This window comes from Pseudomonas monteilii, assembly GCA_001534745.1.
GTDB classification, from domain to species: Bacteria; Pseudomonadota; Gammaproteobacteria; order Pseudomonadales; family Pseudomonadaceae; genus Aquipseudomonas; species Aquipseudomonas alabamensis.
This window is the reverse complement of the sequence record CP013997.1, coordinates 2,897,572-2,920,264: the sequence shown is the minus strand read 5'-3', so window position 1 is coordinate 2,920,264 and position 22,693 is coordinate 2,897,572. Positions and strand designations below refer to the sequence as shown.

Annotated in this window: 23 protein-coding genes and 1 other annotated feature; of the genes, 12 read left to right on the top strand and 11 right to left on the bottom strand. The window is 65.7% G+C overall.

The window, feature by feature from the left end; all coding sequences use genetic code 11:
• Positions 1-60 precede the first annotated feature (60 nt).
• Positions 61-1,455, top strand: coding sequence for a pyridine nucleotide-disulfide oxidoreductase (locus APT63_12625; GenBank protein ID AMA46394.1), 1,395 nt, complete (start codon positions 61-63; stop codon positions 1,453-1,455).
• Positions 1,456-1,497: 42 nt separating this feature from the next.
• Here the strand turns inward: APT63_12625 and APT63_12620 are convergent, their stop codons facing one another.
• Both APT63_12620 and APT63_12615 read right to left on the bottom strand, forming a co-directional pair.
• The gene (locus APT63_12620) at positions 1,498-2,220 is read right to left on the bottom strand and encodes a glycerophosphodiester phosphodiesterase (GenBank protein AMA46393.1); all 723 of its coding nucleotides are present in this window, start codon (positions 2,218-2,220) and stop codon (positions 1,498-1,500) included.
• Positions 2,221-2,255: 35 nt separating this feature from the next.
• Positions 2,256-2,843: a pilus assembly protein PilZ gene (locus APT63_12615; protein AMA47890.1), complete on the bottom strand. Its 588-nt coding sequence runs from the start codon at positions 2,841-2,843 to the stop codon at positions 2,256-2,258.
• 94 nt (positions 2,844-2,937) lie between these two features.
• Between APT63_12615 and APT63_12610 the strand changes: the two genes are divergently transcribed.
• The 4 genes from APT63_12610 (at position 2,938) to APT63_12595 (ending at position 7,598) form a co-directional block, all read left to right on the top strand.
• A complete protein-coding gene (locus tag APT63_12610; protein ID AMA46392.1) occupies positions 2,938-4,188 on the top strand; it encodes a cell division protein FtsX in 1,251 nt (416 codons plus the stop codon).
• Positions 4,181-4,879, top strand: a complete 699-nt coding sequence (locus tag APT63_12605) for an ABC transporter (protein AMA46391.1) — start codon at positions 4,181-4,183, stop codon at positions 4,877-4,879. Before APT63_12610 ends, APT63_12605 begins: the two co-directional genes overlap by 8 nt.
• Positions 4,880-4,951: 72 nt before the next feature.
• Complete coding sequence (locus tag APT63_12600) at positions 4,952-6,196, top strand: multidrug ABC transporter substrate-binding protein (GenBank protein ID AMA46390.1); 1,245 nt, start codon at positions 4,952-4,954, stop codon at positions 6,194-6,196.
• A gap of 319 nt (positions 6,197-6,515) precedes the next feature.
• Positions 6,516-7,598 carry an aldo/keto reductase gene (locus APT63_12595; GenBank protein AMA46389.1) on the top strand — a complete coding sequence of 361 codons (1,083 nt, stop codon included), beginning with the start codon at positions 6,516-6,518 and terminating at the stop codon, positions 7,596-7,598.
• Positions 7,599-7,656: 58 nt separating this feature from the next.
• Here APT63_12595 and APT63_12590 read toward each other — a convergent pair whose 3' ends face one another.
• Positions 7,657-8,415: an SAM-dependent methyltransferase gene (locus APT63_12590; protein ID AMA46388.1), complete on the bottom strand. Its 759-nt coding sequence runs from the start codon at positions 8,413-8,415 to the stop codon at positions 7,657-7,659.
• A gap of 233 nt (positions 8,416-8,648) precedes the next feature.
• Here APT63_12590 and APT63_12585 point away from each other — a divergent pair, with 233 nt between their 5' ends.
• The 4 genes from APT63_12585 (at position 8,649) to APT63_12570 (ending at position 12,508) form a co-directional block, all read left to right on the top strand.
• Positions 8,649-9,431 (top strand): class A beta-lactamase, encoded by a 783-nt coding sequence (locus APT63_12585; GenBank protein ID AMA47889.1) that lies wholly within the window; start codon positions 8,649-8,651, stop codon positions 9,429-9,431.
• Between the two features lie 208 nt (positions 9,432-9,639).
• A complete protein-coding gene (locus APT63_12580) occupies positions 9,640-11,493 on the top strand; it encodes a multidrug ABC transporter ATP-binding protein (GenBank protein ID AMA46387.1) in 1,854 nt (617 codons plus the stop codon).
• Positions 11,494-11,758: 265 nt separating this feature from the next.
• Entirely contained in the window at positions 11,759-11,983 is a 225-nt protein-coding gene (locus APT63_12575; protein AMA47888.1) for a hypothetical protein, read from the top strand.
• Positions 11,984-12,016: 33 nt separating this feature from the next.
• A complete protein-coding gene (locus tag APT63_12570) occupies positions 12,017-12,508 on the top strand; it encodes a cell division protein (protein AMA47887.1) in 492 nt (163 codons plus the stop codon).
• Between the two features lie 234 nt (positions 12,509-12,742).
• Here the strand turns inward: APT63_12570 and APT63_12565 are convergent, their stop codons facing one another.
• The 4 genes from APT63_12565 to APT63_12550 form a co-directional block, all read right to left on the bottom strand.
• A complete protein-coding gene (locus APT63_12565) occupies positions 12,743-13,738 on the bottom strand; it encodes an esterase (GenBank protein AMA46386.1) in 996 nt (331 codons plus the stop codon).
• A gap of 48 nt (positions 13,739-13,786) precedes the next feature.
• Positions 13,787-15,094: an amino acid permease gene (locus APT63_12560; protein ID AMA46385.1), complete on the bottom strand. Its 1,308-nt coding sequence runs from the start codon at positions 15,092-15,094 to the stop codon at positions 13,787-13,789.
• 84 nt (positions 15,095-15,178) lie between these two features.
• Positions 15,179-15,700 (bottom strand): hypothetical protein, encoded by a 522-nt coding sequence (locus tag APT63_12555; GenBank protein ID AMA46384.1) that lies wholly within the window; start codon positions 15,698-15,700, stop codon positions 15,179-15,181.
• 117 nt (positions 15,701-15,817) lie between these two features.
• Positions 15,818-16,477, bottom strand: a complete 660-nt coding sequence (locus APT63_12550; GenBank protein AMA46383.1) for a hypothetical protein — start codon at positions 16,475-16,477, stop codon at positions 15,818-15,820.
• A 221-nt stretch (positions 16,478-16,698) separates the two neighbouring features.
• Here APT63_12550 and APT63_12545 point away from each other — a divergent pair, with 221 nt between their 5' ends.
• Positions 16,699-17,445, top strand: coding sequence for a hypothetical protein (locus APT63_12545; GenBank protein AMA46382.1), 747 nt, complete (start codon positions 16,699-16,701; stop codon positions 17,443-17,445).
• 693 nt (positions 17,446-18,138) lie between these two features.
• Here APT63_12545 and APT63_12540 read toward each other — a convergent pair.
• The 4 genes from APT63_12540 to APT63_12525 form a co-directional block, all read right to left on the bottom strand.
• Positions 18,139-19,095 carry a hypothetical protein gene (locus tag APT63_12540; protein AMA46381.1) on the bottom strand — a complete coding sequence of 319 codons (957 nt, stop codon included), beginning with the start codon at positions 19,093-19,095 and terminating at the stop codon, positions 18,139-18,141.
• On the bottom strand, positions 19,092-19,520 hold the full coding sequence (locus APT63_12535; GenBank protein AMA46380.1) for a hypothetical protein: 429 nt from the start codon (positions 19,518-19,520) through the stop codon (positions 19,092-19,094). Before APT63_12535 ends, APT63_12540 begins: the two co-directional genes overlap by 4 nt.
• The gene (locus APT63_12530; protein AMA46379.1) at positions 19,520-20,161 is read right to left on the bottom strand and encodes a hypothetical protein; all 642 of its coding nucleotides are present in this window, start codon (positions 20,159-20,161) and stop codon (positions 19,520-19,522) included. Before APT63_12530 ends, APT63_12535 begins: the two co-directional genes overlap by 1 nt.
• A gap of 193 nt (positions 20,162-20,354) precedes the next feature.
• Positions 20,355-20,912, bottom strand: a complete 558-nt coding sequence (locus APT63_12525) for a hypothetical protein (GenBank protein AMA46378.1) — start codon at positions 20,910-20,912, stop codon at positions 20,355-20,357.
• A gap of 170 nt (positions 20,913-21,082) precedes the next feature.
• Positions 21,083-21,188, top strand: a binding site (TPP riboswitch).
• A 77-nt stretch (positions 21,189-21,265) separates the two neighbouring features.
• Here APT63_12525 and APT63_12520 point away from each other — a divergent pair.
• Together APT63_12520 and APT63_12515 are read left to right on the top strand one after the other, a co-directional pair.
• Positions 21,266-21,913, top strand: a complete 648-nt coding sequence (locus tag APT63_12520; GenBank protein AMA46377.1) for a TenA family transcriptional regulator — start codon at positions 21,266-21,268, stop codon at positions 21,911-21,913.
• 3 nt (positions 21,914-21,916) lie between these two features.
• Entirely contained in the window at positions 21,917-22,570 is a 654-nt protein-coding gene (locus APT63_12515) for a thiaminase II (GenBank protein ID AMA46376.1), read from the top strand.
• Positions 22,571-22,693 lie beyond the last annotated feature (123 nt).

Here is a 22,693-nt window from a genome sequence, read left to right as displayed (position 1 = left end):
TGGCGGCATGAGCGAGTCCTGCGGCCACCGTGACCGCAGGCCAGTTCTGAAGGAGTACGCATGGCTGTCTACAACTACGACGTGGTGGTGCTGGGTTCCGGCCCGGCCGGTGAAGGCGCGGCGATGAACGCCGCCAAGGCAGGGCGCAAGGTCGCGATGGTCGATAGCCGCCGTCAGGTCGGCGGCAACTGCACCCACCTGGGCACCATCCCGTCCAAAGCGCTGCGCCATTCGGTTCGGCAGATCATGCGCTTCAACACCAACTCGATGTTCCGCGCCATCGGCGACCCGCGCTGGTTCTCCTTTCCCGACGTGCTCAAGAGCGCCGAGACGGTCATCGCCAAGCAGGTGGCCTCGCGCACCAGCTACTACGCGCGCAACCGGGTGGACGTGTTCTTCGGCACCGGCAGTTTCGCCGACGAGCAGACCATCGAAGTGGTCTGCCCCAATGGCGTGGTCGAGAAACTGGTGGCCAAGCACATCATCATTGCCACCGGCTCGCGTCCCTACCGCCCGGCGGACATCGACTTCAACCACCCGCGCATCTACGACAGCGACACCATCCTCAGCCTCGGCCACACGCCGCGCAAGCTGATCGTCTACGGTGCCGGGGTGATCGGTTGCGAGTACGCCTCGATCTTCAGCGGCCTGGGCGTCCTGATCGAGTTGATCGACAACCGCAGCCAGCTGTTGAGCTTCCTCGACTCGGAGATCTCCCAGGCGCTGAGCTACCACTTCAGCAACAACCACATCACCGTGCGCCACAACGAGGAGTACGAGCGGGTCGAAGGCCTGGACAACGGGGTGATCCTGCACCTGAAGTCCGGCAAGAAGATCAAGGCCGATGCCTTGCTGTGGTGCAACGGCCGGACCGGCAACACCGATCGCCTGGGGCTGGAGAACATCGGCATCAAGCCCAACAGCCGTGGGCAGATCGAGGTCGACGAGACCTACAGCACCGGGGTCGCCAACGTCTACGGCGCCGGTGACGTGATCGGCTGGCCGAGCCTGGCCAGTGCCGCCCACGACCAGGGTCGCTCGGCCGCTGGCAGCATCGTCGACAATGGCAGCTGGCGCTTCGTCAATGACGTGCCGACCGGCATCTACACCATTCCCGAGATCAGCTCGATCGGCAAGAACGAACAGGAACTGACCCAGGCCAAGGTGCCCTACGAGGTCGGCAAGGCGTTCTTCAAGTCCATGGCCCGCGCGCAGATCGCCGGCGAGCCGCAGGGCATGCTGAAGATCCTCTTCCACCGCGAGACCCTGCAGATCCTCGGCGTGCACTGCTTCGGCTACCAGGCCTCGGAAATCGTGCACATCGGCCAGGCGATCATGGACCAGCCGGGCGAATTGAACACGCTCAAGTACTTCGTCAACACCACCTTCAACTACCCGACCATGGCCGAGGCCTACCGGGTCGCGGCCTACGACGGCCTGAACCGGCTTTTTTGAGCGGCTCCGGCCGGCCGCCTGAGCCGGCCGGGGAGAGTGGCTTCAGTCCTTCCCAAGGGTGGTTTTGGCCAAACCGGGAAAGTCTGTGATCAGGCTGTCCACGCCAAAGTCAGCGAGCCGGCGCATCAGCGCCGGTTCGTTGACCGTCCACACCGACACATGCAGCCCTTGCTTCTGCGCCTTGAGCAGGCGCTCGGGCGTGCACAGCGTCCAGTTCAGCGCCAGCAGCGTACACCCGTAGTTGCGCGCGACCTTGAGCGGGTCGAGCCAGGCGTATTCGGCCACCAGGCCGCGCGCCAGGTCCGGCACCAGCTCCTGGGCCGCCCGCAGCACCGTCCGTGAGCTGGACGTCACCGTGACCTTGTCCAGCAAGCCATGACGCTCGGCCATGTCGCGGATCGCCAGCACCGTGCTGGCGGCCCGGGTGCGCGAGGCGCTCTTGACCTCCAGCTGCCAATGGGCGAACGCGCAGCGCTCGAACAGCTCTTCGAGCCGTGGCACGGGGCAGGGGCGGGGCCACTGCGGGCCGCTTGCGCGCGCGTCCAGGGCCACCAGTTCGTCGGCGGTGTGCTCGACCACCTTGCCGCGACGCCCGGTGGTGCGCTTGAGGGTCGTGTCGTGGATCACCATCAACTGGTTGTCGGCCGACAGGTGCAGGTCGAGCTCGCACCGGTCGATGCCATGGGACAGGCATTGCTGGAAGCTGCTCAGAGTGTTCTCGGGGGCTTCGCCCTTGGCGCCGCGATGGCCGTAGATCAGGGTCACGTTCGTTCCTTCAATCGATGAAAAGGGGGGAGGGCTCAGTCGGCCTGGGCCGCGGAGTGGTCGAGCGCTTCTCGGCGTTGCTGTTGCTGGCGTTGCAGGACATGGCGCGCCAGCAGTTGGCGCTGGGCATCGCTGAGGTCGACGAACTCCACGGCGGCGTCCTGCAGGCCTTGGGCATTGGTCTGGCAATGCACCACGCGGCCGCGCAGCAACAGGCCCAGGCCCTGGGGCATCAGGAGCATGCGCACCGCCACCCGCGCCTGGGCCTGCAAAGGCTCGGCCTGGGTGAATTCGATGCCGCCTTCGGAGAGGATCACCCGACGCGGCTCGCCCAGCTCGCCCAGCAGCGTCTGGGCCAGGACGGCGCCGAGCAGGTCCAGGCGCTTGTTCTGCGCGCGCAGAAAGGCCGCCAGCGTGCGGTCCTTGTCGCTCAGCTGGCGCAGCAAGTGCTGCGATTCGAATTCAGCCACGTGCAGTTCGCCGAGCAGATTGAACAGCGGCGAGGCATCGCGCAGCACGGTGGCCGGATCGGCCTGCGCGGCGCTCAACGGGCTGATTTGCAGTGCGACGTGATCTTCGATGCGGTAGTATTCGCGGCGATCTTCTTCGTCTGTTGTCGTCATGGCGAACCCAGGGTGGCGATGATGGTCCGAGTGTAAAGCTGCCTTGGGCGCCTCGCCACCAAGGACGTTCCCTTTCATCCGAACAAGCCCCCTCATGTTCAGACCTCTTTTCGTATTCATCGGCACACGCTACACCCGTGCCAAGCGTCGCAATCATTTCGTCTCGTTCATTTCCCTGACCTCGATGATCGGCCTCGCCCTTGGCGTGGTGGTGATGATCGTGGTGCTCTCGGTCATGAACGGCTTCGACCACGAGATGCGCACCCGCGTCCTGGGCATGGTGCCCCATGCCACCCTGGAGACCGGCCAGGCCATCGACGACTGGCCCGCGCTGGCCAAGCAGGTCCAGCAGAACCCGCAGGTGACGGCCGTGGCGCCGTTCACCCAGATGCAGGGGCTGCTGACCAGCGACGGCAAGGTGCAGAAGGTGCTGCTCAACGGCATCGATCCAGCCCGCGAGCGGCAGGTCTCGATCATCGACCAGTTCGTGCGCCAGGGCAGCCTGGACCAGCTGGCGCCTGGCAGCTGGGGCATCATGATCGGCGACAAGGCCGCCGCCAAGCTGGGCGTGGGCGTCGGTGACAAGCTCACCTTCGTCGCCCCGGAGGTCAGCGTGACGCCGGCGGGCATGTTCCCGCGCATGAAGCGTTTCACCGTGGTCGGCATCTTCCATGTGGGGGCCGGCGAGATCGATGGCTACCTGGGGCTGACCAACCTGTCCGACCTCTCCCGGCTGCACCGCTGGAAGGCCGATCAGGTCCAGGGCCTGCGCCTGAAGTTCGACGACCTGTTCCAGGCCCCACGCGTGGCCTACCAGATCGCCCAGCAGTTGGGCGAGGACCAGTACTACTCGCGCGACTGGACCCGGACCCACGGCAACCTGTACCAGGCCATCCGCATGGAGAAGGCGATGATCGGGCTGCTGTTGCTGCTGATCGTCGCAGTGGCGGCGTTCAACATCATTTCCACCCTGGTGATGGTGGTCAACGACAAGAAGGGCGACATCGCCATCTTGCGTACCCTGGGCGCCACGCCGGCGCAGATCATGGGCATCTTCATGGTCCAGGGCACCATCATCGGCGTGCTCGGCACCTTGATCGGCGGGGTGCTGGGCATTCTCGCCGCGCTCAACGTCAGCGCCGCCATTGCCGGGCTGGAGACGCTCATCGGCCACAAGTTCCTGAATGCCGACGTGTACTTCATCGATTACCTGCCGTCGCAGATCCTGGCCAGCGACGTCTGGATGGTCTGCGGCGCCGCCCTGATCCTGAGTTTCTTCGCCACCCTCTACCCGGCCTGGCGCGCCTCGCGCACGCAACCGGCAGAGGCGCTACGTTATGAGTGAGTCGCGCATGAGTGATAAAGCCGTACTGAGTTGCCGCAACCTGGGCAAGTCCTACGAGGAAGGCCCGGAGCGGGTGCAGGTGCTGTCCGGCCTGCAACTGGAACTCCAACCGGGCGAGCGCGTGGCCATCGTCGGCAGTTCCGGCTCGGGCAAGAGTACCTTGCTCAACCTGCTGGGCGGCCTGGACACCCCCACCGAGGGCAGTGTCTGGCTGGCCGGCGAAGAGCTGTCGGCGCTCGGCGAGCGCGCCCGTGGCCTGCTGCGCAACCGTGCGCTGGGCTTCGTCTACCAGTTCCACCACCTGCTGCCGGAGTTCACCGCCCTGGAGAACGTCTGCATGCCGCTGTTGATCGGCAGCACGCCGATCCCCGAAGCGCGTGAGCGGGCCCAGGCGCTGCTCGAGCGCGTCGGTCTCGGTCACCGCCTGAGCCACAAGCCGGCCGAACTGTCGGGTGGCGAACGTCAGCGTGTGGCGATCGCCCGTGCCCTGGTCAACCGGCCAGGGCTGGTGATGCTCGACGAGCCGACCGGCAACCTCGACCATCACACCGCCCAGGGGATCCAGGAGCTGATGCGCGAGCTGTCCGGTGCTTCGCGCACGGCGTTCCTGGTGGTCACCCACGACCTCAGCCTGGCCCGGCAGATGGACCGCGTGCTGCGCCTGGAAGATGGCCGCCTGGTGCCGATCTGAAGGGTTCCGCTCTGAGTCGACCTCACGGGCCACCGCGTGGCCCGTCTACCCGTTCAACTGGTGTTCACGTACATGTTCAGACCCTTGCCCTTGTTCATCGGTGCCCGCTACACCCGGGCCAAGCGCCGCAACCATTTCATCTCGTTCATCTCCATGACCTCGATGATCGGCCTGGCGCTGGGCGTGCTGGCCATGATCGTCGTGCTGTCGGTGATGAATGGTTTCCAGCGCGAGATGAGCTCGCGCATTCTGGGGCTGGTGCCCCATGCCAGCCTGCTGGGCGAGCGCCCGCTCGACGATTGGCGCCACGTCGCCGATACCGCCTTGAAGAACCCGGCGGTGATGGCGGCGGCGCCCCTGACGGAGCTGGACGGCATGCTGTCGTACAAGGGCGCCATGCAGCCGATCCAGGTCAGCGGCATCGACCCGGCCGAGGAGGGCAAGGTGTCCATCGTCGGCCAGCACATCCTCAGGGGCAGTCTGCAGGACCTGCGTCCCGGCGAGTACGGCGTGATCGTCGGCGAGCTGACCGCGCGGCGCTTCGGCCTGCGCGGAGGCGACAAGCTGACCCTGATCGTGCCCGAGATCAGCAGCGCACCCGGTGGCATCACCCCACGCATGCAGCGCCTGACGGTGGTCGGCGTGTTCAAGGTCGGCGCCGAGCTGGACGGTTCTCAGGCCTACATCCATGTTGCCGATGCGGGCGAAATGCAGCGCTGGGCGCCTGGCCAGGTGCAGGGCGTGCGCCTCAAGCTGCATGACCTGTACGCCGCGCCCCAGGTCTCCAAGGCCATCGCCGCGCAGTTGGGCGAGGGCTACCATGCCGATGACTGGTCCCACACCCAGGGCAGCCTGTTCAGCGCCATGAAGATGGAAAAGACCATGATCGGCCTGTTGCTGCTGATGATCATCGCCGTGGCGGCGTTCAACATCATCGCCACGCTGGTGATGGTGGTGAACGACAAGGGCGCCGACATCGCCATTCTGCGCACCCTCGGCGCCACGCCTGCGCAGATCATGGGGACCTTCATGGTCCAGGGCAGCCTGATCGGCATCGTGGGCACGTTGATCGGTGGCGTGCTCGGGGTGATTGCCGCGCTCAACGTCAGCGCGATCGTCGGGGCGCTGGAGCGGGCCACCGGGCAGCACATCTTCACCTCGGACGTGTATTTCGTCAGCAGCCTGCCCTCGGAGCTGCAGTGGGGGGATGTCGGGTTGATCTGCTTTGCCGGGCTGGTGATGAGCTTCCTGGCGACCCTGTACCCGGCGTACCGCGCCTCGCAGGTCGAGCCGGCATATGCGCTGCGGTATGAGTGAGGGTGTGCAGCCGAGCTAGAAGCCGGTCATGCGCCGTCTGCATCGCGGGCAAGCCCCCACAGGGCCCGTGGGAGCCTGCCTTGTCGCGGTATGACTACGGGTATGGGAGCCTGGCTTACCGCGGTATGGCTACAGGTCTGAAAGCTTGCCTTGTCGCGGTGTGGCTACGGGTGTGGGAGCTGGCTTGCCAGCGATAGGGCCCGGTCAGGCGCTGCCCGTATCCAGTTGAACGTTCCGTCCTCCCTTGCCGTCCGTACCTGTGAAGGCCGCCACGCCCTACCGGCCGCCTTCATGACTCAACGGCATCCAGGAGGCTTCAATGAAATACCGTGCGTTCGGCAATACCGGCCTGTTCGTGTCCGAGCTCGTCATCGGCAGCGTCCCCTTCGGCGGACGTGGCGCCTTCGAGAAGACCGGCAGTGTGGACGTCGGTCAAGCCACCCGCATGTTCGACCTGGCCTTCGAGGCCGGTGTCAACCTGGTGGACACCGCCGACCTGTACTCCCAAGGCCTGGCCGAGGAAATCGTCGGCAAGGCGCTCGGTGCGCGGCGTCAGTCGATCATCCTGGCCTCCAAGGCGCGCAGCCCCATGGGCGACAACCCCAATGACAGCGGCGCTTCGCGTTACCACCTGATCCGCGCCTGCGAGGCCAGCCTCAAGCGCCTGGGCACCGATCACATCGACCTGTACCAGTTGCACAACTGGGACGGCGTCACGCCGATCGAAGAGACCCTGGCGGCCCTGGACCACCTGGTGCAGAGCGGCAAGATCCGCTATTTCGGCACGTCCAACTACACCGCCTGGCAGATGATGAAGACCCTGGGCAGCGCGCGCCTTAACGGGTGGCAGCAACCGGTGTCGCAACAGATCTACTACACCCCTGAGGCCCGCGAGGCCGAATACGAGCTGCTGCCGATGGCCCTCGACCAAGGCTTCGCGACACTGGTCTGGGGCCCGTTGGGCGAAGGTCTGCTGACCGGCAAGGTCCGCCGTGGGCAGAAGACCCCGCCCGGCACGCGCCAGGGCAACGACTGGCCGGAACCCTACGTGCACGACCGCGAGCGGGCCTACGACATCATCGAAACCCTGATCGAGGTCGGCAAGCGCCACGACTGTTCGCCGTCACGCGTCTGCCTGGCCTGGCTGAAGGACCGCCCAGGCATCACCAGCGTGATCACCGCCGGGCGCTCCGAGGAACAGTTACAGGACAACCTCAAGGCGGTCGAACTGGTCCTGCAGGCTGAAGACCTCGAGCAGATCGAGCGTGCGACCCGCCTGGCGCCCCAGTACCCCTACTGGCACCGCATCGCTGCCAAGATGGACCGCATCGACCCGGCCGAAGCCCCCTTCATCGAGCTGTACCGTCAGACCATGGCTGACAACACGTCCAAGAACGGCTGAAGGCCCGTGCGACACTAAGGCTCGCCCCTTTGCGAGGCGAGTCCTTGACGGTCTGGCCTCACACCTGGCCGATCCGCAAGTTGATCGGCCAACGGATCGACCGCTCGACCTGCGCCTGCCCCCAGCAGGTCGCCAAGTCGGCGGCGAACCGTTCGAGCAGGGCCTGTTCGCCTGCTTCCCGCGCATTGCGCACGGCCGACCAGGTCGAGACATAGCCCAGAAACGCCTCTAGGTTCCAGCTCAACTCGATGCTCATCGCCGGTGCCTTGAACTCCGCGAAGGGGAAGTCCAGGGTGGCGTAGCCGCTGTCGACCAACTGCCGCTCAGGCGGCCAGAAGGGACCGATCTCGTGGTGATAGAAGTCCATGAAACGTCCCTGCAGGTCGTCCTCCAGGCGTGGCACGCCATAGCTGATCAATGCCAGCACGGCGCCCGGCGCGGCCCGGGTGCGCACCTGGGCATAGAAGGCGGGCAGGTCGAACCAGTGCGCGGCCTGGGCCACCGTGATCAGCTGGGCGCCCTGGGCCGACGCTGGCAAAGCCTCGGCCGGAGCGCAGGCATAATGAAGGTTGCCGCGCGCCTGGGCATGGGCGATCTGATCCTGGCTGGGGTCGAACCCCCACACGGTGTCGAAATGATGGGCCAGCAACGTGGTCAACTGGCCGTTGCCGCACCCCACGTCGACGGCCAGCCTGCGCTCAGGGACGGTGCTGGCCAGGTAGGCGGCCAGCGCGGCGGGGTATTCGGGCCTGAAGCTGGCGTAGGCCTGGCCCCCTTGGTCGAACCAGTTTCGTGAGGACGGGGCAGGGGTGGTCATTCGGCAGGTCTCCAATGGCTGACAACGTGCTGCTCACTGTAGCCTTCGAACCGCTGACCGTCAGCCTGAGGATGCGCCCGTGCTTGGCTTTTGCGCGTCAAGGCTCTAGCCTCGACGCCCCCTGGACACCTTGAGGAAAGACGATGCGCCCTGTCATCAGCCGCCGGCACCTGCTGGTCGGCGCCGTGGGTGGTGCTGCCGCCCTGACGCTACCGGCCTGGGCCGACGACGCCGTGCGTCAACGCCTGGCAACGCTTGAACGCACCCACGGCCGAACCCTCGGCCTCTGGGCGCTCGAGACCGGCAGCGGTCAGCGTCTGGCCTACCGCGCCGACCAGCGCTTCGCCTTCTGCAGCGCGTTCAAGGTGCTGCTCGCCGGCGCCATCCTGCAACGCAACGAGGCCGAACCTGGCCTGCTGGCGCAGCACATCGACTATGACGCCGCCACGCTGGTCACCTATTCGCCCATCACCCAGGATCACCTCGAGACCGGCATGCGCGTGGCCGATCTGTGCGCGGCCGCATTGCAGTACAGCGACAACACCGCCGCCAACCTGCTGTTGGCGCAGGTCGGCGGGCCGGCCGGCCTGACCGCGTTTGCCCGACGCCTGGGCGACGCCGTGTTTCGCCTGGACCGCGACGAGCCGACGCTCAACACCGCGCTGCCGGATGACCCGCGTGACACCACCACGCCGTTGGCCATGGGCATGACCCTCGAACGGCTGTTGGTCGGCAAAGCCCTGACCGTGCCCAGCCGCCACCAGTTGCAGGCCTGGCTCGAAGGCAACACTACCGGCGCGAGCCGCATCCGCGCTGGTGTGCCCGGCGACTGGCGCGTCGGCGACAAGACCGGCACGGGCGACTACGGCGTGGCCAACGACGTGGCGATCGTCTGGCCACCCGGCCGCGCGCCGTGGATCGTGGTGCTGTTCACCCGAGGGCCCGACCCTTCGTCGCCTGGGGACAGTGCGCTCATTGCCGCAGCGATGCGCGAGGTCGCCGGCGCTTGGGGGTAAGTGGCGAAGCACACGCTACAAGCGGACGTCAGTGCGGTTCGCCAGGTGTTGACAGGATGTGGGTGCGGCGCTGACGCGCTGGCTTGCAGCCCAACGGCACACACACCGCCGCACACGGTCCTACCTTCAGGCGCCCGTGGCCTACCCGAACGGCATTCCAACCCGTCGGTGGCACAATGCCTTTGATTCGATCGTTTTGGAGACCTTCATGTTGCGTGCATTTGAGCAGCGGCTCGACCCTTTCCCGCCTGACGAGGCACCGCCACCGCCTGCTGGCCTGGCGCGGTTCCTCTGGGCCTGCACCCGTGGTGCACGCCGGTACATCCTGGCCTTCGCCGTGCTCAGCGCCGGCGTCTCGATCTACGAAGCCTGGCTGTTCGCCTTTCTGGGCCAGGTCGTCGACCTGCTGACCACCTGGCAGGCCGGGGGCGATGCGACCGGTCAGGAACAGCGTGTGCTCTGGGGCATCGGCCTCGTGCTGGTGGCCAGTGTCGGGCTGGTGGCGTTGCGCACCATGGTCCAGCACCAGATCCTGGCGATCAACCTGCCGCTGCGGCTGCGCTGGGACTTTCACCGGTTGATGCTGCGCCAGAGCCTGTCGTTCTTCTCCGACGAGTTCTCCGGGCGGGTCACCACCAAGGTGATGCAGACCGCGTTGTCGGTGCGCGAGGTGCTGTTCACGCTGGTCGAGATCATCCCGGGGATCGGTGTCTACTTCGTGGCGATCGTCGCCCTGGCCGGCGGCTTCGCGCTCAAGCTGATGCTGCCGTTCCTGGCCTGGATCGTGCTCTTCGGCCTGGCCATGGCGTACTTTGTGCCGCGCCTGGGCAAGGTCGGGCAGGAGCAGGCGCACGCGCGCTCGTCGATGACCGGCCGGGTCTCGGACGCCTACACCAACATCACCACCGTCAAACTGTTCTCCCATTCCAAGCGCGAGGCCCACTTCGCCCGCGCGGCCATGGAGGATTTCAAGCAGACCGGGTTCCGCCAGATGCGTCTGGTCAGCCAGTTCGAGATCGTCAACCAGGCGCTGGTGGTCGGGTTGATCATGGGCGCTGGCGGCTACGCCCTGTGGCTGTGGCACCAGGGCGATGTCGGCACCGGCGCGGTGGCCGCGATCACCGCCATGGCATTGCGCATCAACGGCATGTCGCACTGGATCATGTGGCAGATGACCTCGCTGTTCGAGAACATCGGCACCGTGCAGGACGGCATGGACACGCTCACCCGTGGCCCCAAGGTGCAGGATGCGCCCGACGCCGGCACCCTGGTGACCCACGGCGGCGCGGTGACCTTCGACAACGTCAGCTTCAACTACAACGGCGAGCGTCAGGTGCTGCAAGGCCTGAACCTGGACATCCGCCCGGGCGAGAAGATCGGCCTGGTCGGGCGCTCGGGGGCCGGCAAGTCGACGCTGATCAACCTGCTGCTGCGCTTCTACGATGTCGACAGCGGGCAGATTCGCATCGACGGCCAGGACATCGCCAAGGTGACCCAGGACAGCCTGCGCAGCGCCATCGGCATGGTCACCCAGGACACCTCGTTGCTGCACCGCTCGATTCGCGACAACATCGCCTACGGGCGGCCCGACGCCACCGACGCGCAGATCCATGAAGCGGCGGTCAACGCCCAGGCCGATGGGTTCATCAGCCAGCTCAGCGACCGGCAGGGCGGTACCGGCTACGACACCCTGGTCGGCGAGCGCGGCATCAAGCTCTCCGGCGGCCAGCGCCAACGGGTCGCCATTGCACGGGTGATGCTCAAGAACGCGCCGATCCTGCTGCTCGACGAGGCCACCAGCGCGCTGGACTCGGAGGTCGAAGTGGCCATCCAGGAAAGCCTCGACGAGATGATGCAGGGCAAGACCGTGATCGCCATCGCCCACCGGCTCTCGACCATCGCGGCCATGGATCGCCTGATCGTGATGGATGCCGGGCGGATCCTCGAGCAGGGTACCCATGCCGAGCTGCTGCGCAAGAACGGCGTCTATGCACGGCTCTGGCAACACCAGAGCGGGGGCTTCCTGGGTGAGGACCAAGGGGTGCTCGACAGCGTGGAATGAGGGGGTGACAGGGCTGCCCAGCCGCAGCGTCGCACGGGGAACGTGGCGCAGCCCTGACGCTCAGAACGACATCGCCCGACACCTCAGGTGCCGGGCAGCGTTTTCTTTCGATCAAGGATGACCCTTCGGCATGGCACCAGAGCCTGATTCGACTCACCACGTGGCCGCACCGCGCGCTGCCCGCCTGCCCAGGCCACTCACCGCACTCGCGGCCTACGGTACGCTCGCCTTGGCGACCCTGTCGCTCAGCGGCTGCTGGAGCCTGATGATCCATGCCGACGGCGAGCGCTGCGTCTATCCCGGCACACGCTATGGCTGGAACTTCGCCACGGCCCGCGGTCCCAGCGGCTGGCCGTTGCTGGTCGATGTGCCGTTCTCCTTCGTGCTCGACACCGTGCTGCTGCCTTACGACCTGACCGCCTTCTTGCCCGAAGACAGGGGAGGGGACCCCGCGCCTTGTGATTTGCGAGGCGATCTCAAGGTCATGTAACGTCGCTACGCATGGCCTTCAGGAGCCCCCATGATGCCTTCTTCCCTCGTTCCCGACCGGTTTCGGCGGCGGTGTGTCCGCTGGCTGCAGGCGGTGGCCCTGGCGCACCTGATCGGTGGCCTGGTGCTGACCTGGGCCGGGTATGCGCCCTGGTTCGACGGCTATTTCGCCAGCATCGAGCAGGTCTTCTGGTCACAGGCCGCGCCTGCGGCAGCGCGTCAGCAGCAGGTCTGGTGGATGGCGCTGTTCGCTGCCACCGTGCAGAGCTACGCGCTGTACATGCTGGCGTTGATCCAGGTGGGCGACCGCTTCGCCGACCACCGCGTGTGGGGCTGGCTGATGGCGGGGCTGTTGTTATGGGCGCCGCAGGACCTTTGGTTCTCGCTGCGTGTGGGCCTGTGGTCCCACGGCGTGATCGATGCATTGGCGTTGCTGGCGCTGCTGCCACCGTTGGCCTGGTTGTACCGGTATGACCGCCGACAGGCTGCCCCAGTGGTCTCGCGCACACAAGGCGTGCCCCGATGAACCGACCGTTGATGTACCTGCTGGCAGGCAATGGCGGCGCGATCGATTGGTGGGACGAAACGTCCGTCATCGCATGCAGACGCTGGAGCTGCCGGGTTTCGGCGACGATCCCGCGCCGTCTTGCCAGGACCTCCACGGCTACGCCGAAACGGTGAATTGCACCTGGGAGGGACTGAACAGCTGACAGAGGCTGAGCATGACGCCTAGGCCCGTCGCCTGGGTGAAGGCGGCGCCTCAGCCAGCGAGCCGCTGATTCACCCAGGCATGGGTGTGCGCCTGCACCTGCTGGGCCAGGGGCACCGGGAAGTGGAGAAAGCCGTGGGGCGCGGCCGGCAACAGGTGCGTTTCGGCGGGTGCCACCTGTGACCAGCGTTCGGCCATCAGCCGCGTGTCGTCGCGCAACGGGTCGATTTCGCCGGCGAACAGCAAGGCCGGCGGCAGGCCGTCCAGATCCCCGTACAACGGCGACAGCGGCGGGCTGCGGCGTTGCTGGTCGCTCATGTCCGGGGTCAGGCGCCGCAGCGCCTCGACCATGCCTGGGCCATCGAGCACCAGGGTGTCGGGCCCGGCGCTGTGCACGCTGGGCGTCCCGGTGAGGTCGTAGACGCCGTAGTAGAGCACCGTGCCCTTGATCCGGGCGAGCAGATCGGGCCAGGCCTTGAGCGACAACAGGGTCGCCGCGGCCAGGTGGGCGCCGGCCGACTCCCCGATGACGATCACCGGAAGGCCCGCGAAAGCCTCGTCTTCGCTTTCCAGCAGCCAGCGCGCGGCCGACAGGCAATCGTCCAGCAGGCCCTGGAGCGGCGTCGTGGTCGCCAGCCGATAGTCCACCGACACCACCGTCACCTGGCAGGCCTTGACCAACGCGGCATTGACGTCGTCGTTCATCTGCGCGTTGCCGATGACCCAGCCTCCACCGTGAATGTCCAGCACGAGGCCTTTGGAGGGGCCGTCCGGGCGGATGATGCGCACCGGAACGGGCGTGTCCGGCAGCCCGCCCAGGCGCGTGCGCGCCTGCAAGCCATGCTTGGCCAGGCTTCGCAGGCCCGCGAACTGGCCGGCGCGCAGCAGGGTCTGGATCGCGGTCGGGGCCAGGCGATTGCGGATGCGAAAGCGAGGCAGCCAGGCCAGTGTGCGGTTGAAACGCTGCATCTGCGCGATCGTGTCTGCAGAGCGCCAGGGGGCTTGAGTGGTCACGTTCACAGGTCCTCGTTCGGCCGGTGCAGTCATCGGCGGGTCATGAAGGGGCGCGTGCAGCGGGACACGGCAGAGGCGCCCTCAGGGCGCAACCGCCCGCTCACCGTAGCGGCGGGCCAGGGCATGCAAGCCGACGCCGACGGCTAGCAGGATACCGGCCCGCAACCAGTTCCCGGCGGGCTGCTGGGTCAACAGCACCAGGCACGAGAGAATGCCCAGCAGCGGCACCACCGGATGGATGCTGAAATGGGGCTCGTCGATCTTGTCCTTCTTCAGGACCAGCACCGCCAGGTTGGTGCTCAGGAACACGAACAGCAAGAGCAGCACAACAGTCTCGGCCAGCACTTCGAGGGTGCCGGTCAGGGTCAGCAGCGCGGCCAGCGCGGTGGTCGCCAGGATGGCCGGTGCCGGCGTGCGCCGGTTCGGCAGTACATGGCCCAGCCAGGCCGGCAGCAGGCCTTCACGGGCCATGCCCAAGGTCAGGCGGCTGGCCATGATCATGGTCAGCAACGCGCCATTGGCGACGGCCACCAGGGCGATCACCGCGAACCAGCTGCGGGGGATGCCCAGGCCCGAATCGCCGACGATGTCCATCAGCGGCGCCTTGGCCGCGATCAGCGCGTCGGCGGGCATCACCAGGGCCGCCCCGGCACCGACGGCCAGGTAGACCAGGCCGGCGATCAGCAAGGCCAGAAACAAGGCCTTGGGGTAGGTGCGGCGAACGTCACGCACTTCCTCAGCCAGGTTGGCGGAGGTCTCGAAGCCGACATAGGAGTAGAACGCCAGCAGGGCCGCACCGAGAATCGCGCTGGCCGGTGCGTGACCGCCGAAATCCAGCAGCCGCGCGGGCTCGGCTCGGCCTTGCCCGCACAGCGCGGCCACGGCGACGATCACCAGTACCAGGCCGCTGAGTTCGATCACGGTCATCACCAGGTTGGCCCCCAGGGATTCCTTGATGCCCCGCAGGTTGAGCGCCGCGATCAGCAACAGGAACAACGGCGCCAGCACGTGGGTCGGCCAGTCCAGGAACACGCGCAGGTACTCCCCGGCGAAGGCCAGCGCCAGGCCCGCCACGCTGGTGATACCGGCCGCCAGCATGGCGAAGCCGACCAGGAACGACAGCAGCGGCGAGCCGAAGGCACGCTGGGCGAAGACCGCCGCGCCACCGGCCCGAGGGTACTTGCTGACCAGTTCGGCGTACGACGCCGCGGTGAACAGGGCGAACAGCAGGCCGACCGCCAGGGGCGCCCAGATCGCGCCACCGGCCCGGTCGGCGATGGCCCCCGCCAGGGCGTAGACGCCTGCGCCGAGTACATCGCCCAGGATGAAGAACACCAGCAGGGGCAGGGTGACGACGCGTTTGAGAGCACGAGCAGGCGGTGGATTCATCGGGGGGCGTCCTGGCGAGGCAATGAACAATGAAAAAAGGCGCCGGATCGTGATCACGGCGCCTCGTCGACCAACCCTTGGGTCTTACTGGGTCTTGTCGTGGGCAGCGTCGCCGCCGTGGGCAGCGGCCAGTTTCTTGGCCTGGGTCAGGTGAGCTTCGAGCTTAGGCAGGGTGTCGGCTGCGAATTTCTTCACGTCCGCGTCCTTGCCATCCTTGACCTCTTCCTTGAAGAGTTCGATGGTCTGCTCGTGGGCCTTGACCTGATTGTTGGCGTAGGAGCGATCGAACGAATCCTCACGGATGTCCAGGATCAGCTTCTTGGCCTTGTCCATCAGTTCGGCGTCGGTCGCGACCTTGATGTTCTTGGTCTTGGCGATGCCTTTGAGTTGTTCGTTGGCCTTGGTGTGGTCATCGACCATCATCTGGGCGAAGGTCTTCACGTCTGCGGACTGACTCTTTTGCAGGGCCAGCTTGCCGGCTTCGATTTCGGCGATGCCCTTGGCAGAGGCTTCATCGACGAAATCGGCAGGGTCGGCAGCCATGACGGCCTGAGCGGCGAAGGCGAAGAGGACGCTGCAGATACCAGCTTGAAGTTTCTTGTTCATGGGCGATAGCTCCTTAAGTCATATCCATGTGGCGGTGGGGTCCGCATTCGTGTGACTGGAGGCGCGCGCGCGAGGTTCAGAAAAATGTTCAGGCATTGTCACGACAAGGCAGGACACTCACGTAGAACGGTGAAAGTGCTGGAACAACGCAGAGGCTTTGGCACGGATCTGTCGGCCTCGCAACATGAGCACCAGAAGGCTGCCGACCGTGGCCAATGCCATGTCTTTCTGCGCATCCCAGAAGTCGCCCTGGGCACCGACGAACGAGGAATCGCCGCCACCCAGGTAGGCCCCTCCGATCCACTCCATCAGTTCGTAGAGCAGCGAGGTCGCCAGGATGAAGGACCAGGCGATCAGCGAAGCCCAGGCCCCCTGCAGGGCGCAGCGTGCCACCAGCAGCTCGCGAAAGGGCAGGGCCAGCAGCAGGCCGTAGGCCAGGTGCACCAGCCGGTCGTACTGGTTGCGAGGCCAGCCGAAAGTCTGATCGAGGCTGACGTTCAGCCAGTGAAGCGACAGGGCGTCGTAGGGCACCTTGGGGTAGGTGAAGTGTGTGCCGATCTCGTGCAGGCAGAGAAACGCCACGATCATCGCCCAGGCCCGGGTGGACAGCGCGAGGTAGTCCCGGTACATCCAGGCCAGCACGGCACCGATCAGGACCAGGCTGTTTTCCACCAGCCAGGTGGTACGGTCCAGAGGGGCCCAGCCACAGAGAATGAAGACCCCTGCAAAGCCCACGAAGAGCGCTTGCCTACAGGTGAATCCGGTCTTGGACAGCATTCGGTCTCCTCCAGGGCATGACGACGACGCTGACACAGTGGAGTGCCGTGCGCAGAGGCCTGTTCCCTTGCAGCGTGACCCGTCTGTAACGGCGCATTGCGACGAAGCCCCGGGGCTTTTTGCGCCGGATGCAAGTCTGTGCTTGCCCAGGCGCGTCGAAGTTGGCACGCTTTGCCCGCAATCGACCACCCCCAAGCCGTTCATAGAAAGGGAGCGTACCGTTGAGCTGGGAAAAAGTTGGAAAATCCCTCGTGGGCGTCTTGGCCGTATTGGTCCTCGTGATCATGGGGTTCGTGCTCACGCGAGGCGATGCCAGACTGCAGGCCTACCTGACGTACGACAGCCTGACCTATCCGACTCAGTTCAGCGCACGCATCAGTGCGGCCAGTGAGCAGCTCAAGTACGACGTGTTGTCGCGGCAGGTGCAGCGCATCGGTGCCGGTGCACTCGACCAGGATCAGGTTGCCCAGTTGGTCGAGGTCTCCCAGGCCCCGTTTCGGCAGATGTTCGCCAAGCCGTTCGAAGCCGGATTGGTGGATCACCGCACAGCCTTGTACATCGACTTGAACAACGCCAGCGAACAGACCGTCAGGGACATCCACATCCGTCTGCCGGCCAAAGGGTTGGTGCAGGTGCGCAATGATGCCGGGGACGACGAGGTCCACGAGCTGCCCGCCAGTGCAGTGGACATTCCTGAAATCACATCAGGCGGGAGCGCGAAGGTCTGGGTCTATTTCGACAGTGACTACAGCGAAATCCGCCAAGGCAGCATTTCGATCCGGGATGCCGAGGGCAAGGCCGACCTGCATGTCTACCGCGCGTTCACAGGGCTCGATGCGGACGTGGCGCAGTACCGCGTGCCGCTGCTGTGGTTGCTGGGCTGCTTGCTGGCCGGCGTGCTTGGCCTGGCCTGTCTGTGCCTGACGCAGCGTCGACGTCTTCACGTCTCTGGCCGGCACGGTCTCTAGTCGGCTGGCGGCGCCTGGCTGCCTTGACTCAGTACGTCAGTGCAGGGACAAGGCAGGCGTCGCGCGATTCGCCGGTCGTTTCTCGCGTTCCACAAGCGACACGGTCGCCGGTCCCTGATGCCGTTTGGCAATCCGCAACACACCCCACAACATCGCCAGCGCAATCGCCATCCATGCACTGATCAGGCTGAAAAGTATCATCGCAAGGCTCATGAAATACCCCCTGTGCTTTGGTCACTTCTCTTGCATGTACTTAAGCTGACTGCCCGTGCAACGACGAAATTCCATGAAATGTGCCATCACAGGATGATTGGCGCGTTGTTTGCTTGGATGGGGCGATGAGCGGTCATGGCGTAGCGCCAGGAGAAAGCGCAGAGAGCGACACGAGAGGTCTGTCGGAGCAGGCAAGGCGTTTCTGGAGAGGTGTCTGGAGGAAGTAGGTGAAGCGTTTCTAGAGGAATGCCTACAGGGAAAGGTAAAAGTGTTTCGGGAGGATGTACCCCATTTGAACGGGCAAAGGTGTTTCCAGGAATGGGTCTGTTGGAATGGGCAAAGGTGTTTCTGGGAATGTGCCTATTGGAATAGGCAAGAGGGATCGGGTGTGGGAGCTGGCTTGCCAGCGATAGGGCCAATGATCACCCCATCATCCCGCTGGCAAGCTCGCTTCACTCCCAGAGTCGGTTTCGCGTAGCTCTACGTCTTGTCATTTTCGGGCGCAAAGCCCAACCCCGAAGACAGATCGGTTCCCGACTGGGTAGACGACGTTTGCACGCCTGCCGAATGGCTCATGGGCTTGGTCGTGTCGTGCTGCTCGCTCGTCTGCTCCGTCTTCTGCTCGGCCACCGTCTGCGTCACGGTGTCCTTGGCCTCTTTATAGACCTGTTCACCCTTGGCCTTGACGGTGTCGGTCAGGCGATCGCTGGCACTGCCCATCAGCTGGTCTTCCTTGCGCGTCGACGGCAGTGCAGCACCGATGGCCGCACCCAGCGCGATACCGATGGCCGCCAGGACCAGGGGCTGCTCCTTGAGCAAGGTGTCGAACTGGCCTTTCACGACGTCCGTCTGCTGCTTGATCTGGTCCCGTGCGTCATGGGCCGTGCGGCGCAGCGAGTCAGTGGTGTCGTGGGCCGTCCGGCGTAGCGAGTCGGTCGCATCGTGGGCCGTGCGACGCAGCGAGTCCGCCGTGTCGCCCGCGGAGTGGCGCGTGCTCTCGGACATGTCGCTGGCTTTGTCACGCAAGTCATACGCCTTGGAGCGGACGGTGTCGCCCGCATCGTGCAGCTTGTCACCGGCCTGTGCGAACGCGCCTTTGACCGTGTCCACCATGTCGCCCAGCTTGTCGCCCAGTCCAGGCCCAGGGGAGGCTGGCCCCGGATTGAACGGCTTGTTCTGGTTGAGCGCCAGCCACCCCAGGCCGAGGGCCGTCAAGGTCGTGGGCACCGGGTTGTTCTTCAGCGTGGTCGCCAGGTTATGGTAGAACTCGCCGCCGTTGCCCTTGGTGTAGGCCAACGCCTGGTCGAACAGCTGGCCCGGCGTCATGCGCTGCTCGATGGCATCGACCAGATGGCTGATGTGCTCGCGCTTGGCGTTGATTTCCTGTTCCAGCTGGTCAGGATTTTTTTGCGACTCGTGTTCGAACGACGGGTTCATGGCAGTTTCCTCTTGATCGCTTCCTTGTCCTGGTGCATGGCGTTGAGCGTGCGGTCTGGCGTCAGGTGCGACGGCTCGAACTGTTTCTTGCCCGATTGCAGCATGACGAAGCCGACGATCACGGTGATCGCGCCGACGATCAGCGCGGCGAGCCAAGGCGCCACCACGGTCGCCAGGGCATAGACGGCCGCCAGCAGCAGGATGATGAAGCCTGCCAGCAGCACGATTGCGCCGGCCGCCACGGCGGCGGTGCCTGCCTTGAGCGTGTTGAGGTTGTGCTGCAGTTCGGACTTGGCCAGTGCCAGTTCCTTGGTGAACAGGGCCGGGACTTCATGCATCAGCTGACGCAACAGGCCACCGATACCGACCGAGTCCTCCGCGTGGGGAGGCGTGGGCGGGGTAGGGTTGAGCGGATCATGGTTCATCACAGGCCTCCTTTGAGCGGGTCGTTGTCACGGCTCGAGCCGGTGATCGGGCTCACATGGGTCGCACCGATCGGGTCGACCGGGGCTGCGCTGCCCTGGGCATCGACGGGCGTGTAGGGCTTGTGCGTGGAGACGTCGCTGGAGCGGTCCGGCGTCGGTGGCGTGCTGTGGAACGGTTCGCTGGACCCATAGGCCGCAGGCGGATGGTTGCCAGAGGGCGCGCTGTGGCCATGCTCGCTGGCGCGGAGGAAGCGTGACAGTCCGAACCCGATCGCGACACTGCCGGCGATGAACAGCCCTGGGTTGTCCTTGGCCAGGCGCGAGCCTTTCTGCAGCAGCTCCTCGGCACTCTGGTGACGGACCTGCTCGGCGAAGTTGCCCAGGTAGCCGGCCAATTGGCCCAGGTACTGCGACAGTCCGAGGGTATCGTTGCCTTGCAGCGCCTCGGCAGCGGATTGCGCGCCTTGCTTGAGCGTTTCCAGTTGCTCGGCGGCCGTGTCCCGGTACTGCTCGTAGTGCTCGGTCCCTTGCGCTTTGGCCTCGTTGAGCAATGAACCTGCTTCGTCGGCAATGGCGTGCACGTGATCTTGCGTACTCCCGGCAGCCGCCGAGGCGGCTGGATCGCGATCGGTCTTGTCCATGATGATCTCCCTTCGATGAGTGGTCCCGGCACGCAGCCGGTTCAGGTGCCGCTACAACGGGGGACGAGGCGTCGATCGAAGAAGTTCAGTCCAATGGCGCAGCGCGCACGTCTGTGCGGACAAGCGGCACCCAGAAGGTGGTCAAGCGTTTCAGGGTGTTTCAGAAAGTCGGGCGCCGCCGAGGTGACGACCGTCAGGACTCGTGCAATTCCAGGCCTTTGCGCAGTCGTGCGAGCATCGCCTCGCGTAGCGCGACGGGCGCCTGCACATGCAGGGCACCCGCCTGGGACAGCAGCCAGTTCAGCAGCAGCGGTGTGTCCTCCAGCGTGGCGCAGGCTAGGGTCTCGCCTTCCGAGGTCGGCTCGAGCGTCAGGTCCGAGACGCCGAAAGTCTGGGCGAAATCCTGCGTCAGCCTGGGTTCGGCCTTGAAGGTCACGCGGATGTGCCGAGGCGCGACGGTCGGCTGGGAGGCGTCGGGTGTGGCAGACGGGTCGACGGAGCCTGTCGAAGCCGGTTTGCAGCCTGCCTGCCAGGACCAGCTGTACGGCAGGGTGTGGTCTTCGCAACGCAAGGGAAAGACTTTCGACAGTTCCAGCAGGTCGCGTTCCACCGTGCGCTTGCTGGTGTCGTGACCGACACCCAGCAACAACTGCTGCAGTACGCGCGCATTCAGTCCAGGGCCCGTCTCGGGCAACAAGGTGAGAATGGCCCATTGTCGGGCGAGGGTCTGGCGCGTGGAGTGGCTGGGCAAGGCGAGATCTCGGCAGAGCGTTGGCGTGGCTGGTGGCACATGGCTATCGCGCAGCTTACCTTGGGTTTGGATCGGATCCAAGTTCTCCCTTCGGCGCATGTGTATCCATACGCGACAGGCAGGAGCCATGGAGCCGTGCATGACACCGGCGCTCGCCTCCTGTATACAGGGCCTGTACCAAGGGGCGTCCTGCAAAGGGCTGAGAGACCGCTGGCGCGGTGACCCTTCGAACCTGATCCGGATCATGCCGGCGAAGGGATGGGCGCAAGCACCTGCCTTTCTGCCGGCTTCATTGCGAGGCCAGCCATGTCGACCCGCCACGGTCTCGCTGTCACCTGTAGGAGGACAGCCCGATGACCGAACGTTTCACCGATACCTTACGCCGCCAGAACGCACCCGCCTGGGCCGCCACCGTCGAGCATCGATTCGTCCTCGAGCTGTGCGAGGGCCGCGTGGCCGATACGGTCATGGCCCGTTACCTGGTGCAGGATCACCGTTTTCTCGACAGCTTCCTGACCTTGCTCGGCGCCGCCATCGCCAGCGCCGACAGCTTCGACGCCCGGCTGCGGCTGGGGCGCTTCGTCGGGCTGATCGCAGGCGAGGAAAACACCTATTTCCTGCGGGCCTTCGAAGCGCTGGGTGTGAGCGAGGTACAGCGTCATGCCCCGGAGGATGCCGTGCCGACCGCCGGCTTCAAGGCGCTGATGCGCGAAGCGGCGCAGACCCGCTGCTATGCCGCTGCGTTGTCGGTACTGGTGGTGGCCGAGTGGTTGTACCTGGACTGGGCCAGCCGTGCGCCTCAACCGCTGCCCGCGCGCTTCGAGCATGCCGAATGGATCACCTTGCACGACAACCCGGCCTTTCGAGAGGTGGTTGCCTTCCTGCGCGCCGAACTGGACCGTGTCGGGCCCGAGCAGGCCGAGATCAGCCAGGACTTCTTCCAGCGCGCAGTGGCGCTGGAGCACGCGTTCTTCGATGCTGCCTATGCCGAGGAGGCGTGACCCATGGACCTCTTCGATCGCCTCAAGGCTGCTGCGCTCCCTGACTGGAACGCTTACGTCGATCATCGCTTCGTTCGGCAGATGGGCGAGGGCACCTTGCCCGAGCCGGTGTTTCGTACCTACCTGGTGCAGGATTACCTGTTCCTGATCCAGTTCGCCCGTGCCTGGGCCCTGGCCGCCTACAAGAGCCGACGGCCTGACGACATTCGGGCGGCGCAGGCAGGGCTGGCAGCGATCCTCGACGAGACCGAGCTGCACCTGCGCCTCTGTGCACGCTGGGGATTGTCCCGAGACGATGTCGAGCGTGCCCCCGAGCACCGCGCCACCGTGGCCTACAGCCGGTTCGTGCTCGACTGCGGTGCCGCCGGCGACCTGCTCGACTTGCATGTGGCCTTGGCGCCCTGCGTGATGGGCTACGCCGAGATCGGCGAGCGCCTGGCGCGCGATGCCTCGGACCTGGCGGGCCATCCCTACCGCGAGTGGATCGGCGAATACGCGGGTGAAGCCTACCAGGGCGTCGCGGCGGCAGCCCGCGCTCACCTGGACGCGCTGGCCCGTCGCGGCATGACCGAACAGCGTTTCGCTGAACTGACCGCGACCTTCGCCCAGGCGTCACGGCTGGAGGCCGACTTCTGGTCGATGGGGTACGGCGAGTAGCGCGCAGAAGCGCTTCCGGTCGCGTGGAGCAACCTTCGCATCGGGGCGCGGTTGCCTCCGTCATCGCGGGCAAGCCCCACAAGCTGCTTGCGCAGCCATGCCTACATTGACGACTGCCGGGGT

What these genes read in the sequence shown, in the direction of transcription:
- APT63_12625 (AMA46394.1), top strand. Translation starts at nt 61, where the DNA reads ATGGCTGTCTACAACTACGACGTGGTGGTGCTGGGTTCCGGCCCGGCC.
- APT63_12615 (AMA47890.1), bottom strand. Translation starts at nt 2,843, where the DNA reads ATGACGACAACAGACGAAGAAGATCGCCGCGAATACTACCGCATCGAA.
- APT63_12610 (AMA46392.1), top strand. Translation starts at nt 2,938, where the DNA reads ATGTTCAGACCTCTTTTCGTATTCATCGGCACACGCTACACCCGTGCC.
- APT63_12605 (AMA46391.1), top strand. Translation starts at nt 4,181, where the DNA reads ATGAGTGAGTCGCGCATGAGTGATAAAGCCGTACTGAGTTGCCGCAAC.
- APT63_12600 (AMA46390.1), top strand. Translation starts at nt 4,952, where the DNA reads ATGTTCAGACCCTTGCCCTTGTTCATCGGTGCCCGCTACACCCGGGCC.
- APT63_12595 (AMA46389.1), top strand. Translation starts at nt 6,516, where the DNA reads ATGAAATACCGTGCGTTCGGCAATACCGGCCTGTTCGTGTCCGAGCTC.
- APT63_12590 (AMA46388.1), bottom strand. Translation starts at nt 8,415, where the DNA reads ATGACCACCCCTGCCCCGTCCTCACGAAACTGGTTCGACCAAGGGGGC.
- APT63_12580 (AMA46387.1), top strand. Translation starts at nt 9,640, where the DNA reads ATGTTGCGTGCATTTGAGCAGCGGCTCGACCCTTTCCCGCCTGACGAG.
- APT63_12575 (AMA47888.1), top strand. Translation starts at nt 11,759, where the DNA reads ATGATCCATGCCGACGGCGAGCGCTGCGTCTATCCCGGCACACGCTAT.
- APT63_12570 (AMA47887.1), top strand. Translation starts at nt 12,017, where the DNA reads ATGCCTTCTTCCCTCGTTCCCGACCGGTTTCGGCGGCGGTGTGTCCGC.
- APT63_12565 (AMA46386.1), bottom strand. Translation starts at nt 13,738, where the DNA reads ATGACTGCACCGGCCGAACGAGGACCTGTGAACGTGACCACTCAAGCC.
- APT63_12560 (AMA46385.1), bottom strand. Translation starts at nt 15,094, where the DNA reads ATGAATCCACCGCCTGCTCGTGCTCTCAAACGCGTCGTCACCCTGCCC.
- APT63_12555 (AMA46384.1), bottom strand. Translation starts at nt 15,700, where the DNA reads ATGAACAAGAAACTTCAAGCTGGTATCTGCAGCGTCCTCTTCGCCTTC.
- APT63_12550 (AMA46383.1), bottom strand. Translation starts at nt 16,477, where the DNA reads ATGCTGTCCAAGACCGGATTCACCTGTAGGCAAGCGCTCTTCGTGGGC.
- APT63_12540 (AMA46381.1), bottom strand. Translation starts at nt 19,095, where the DNA reads ATGAACCCGTCGTTCGAACACGAGTCGCAAAAAAATCCTGACCAGCTG.
- APT63_12535 (AMA46380.1), bottom strand. Translation starts at nt 19,520, where the DNA reads ATGAACCATGATCCGCTCAACCCTACCCCGCCCACGCCTCCCCACGCG.
- APT63_12530 (AMA46379.1), bottom strand. Translation starts at nt 20,161, where the DNA reads ATGGACAAGACCGATCGCGATCCAGCCGCCTCGGCGGCTGCCGGGAGT.
- APT63_12520 (AMA46377.1), top strand. Translation starts at nt 21,266, where the DNA reads ATGACCGAACGTTTCACCGATACCTTACGCCGCCAGAACGCACCCGCC.
- APT63_12515 (AMA46376.1), top strand. Translation starts at nt 21,917, where the DNA reads ATGGACCTCTTCGATCGCCTCAAGGCTGCTGCGCTCCCTGACTGGAAC.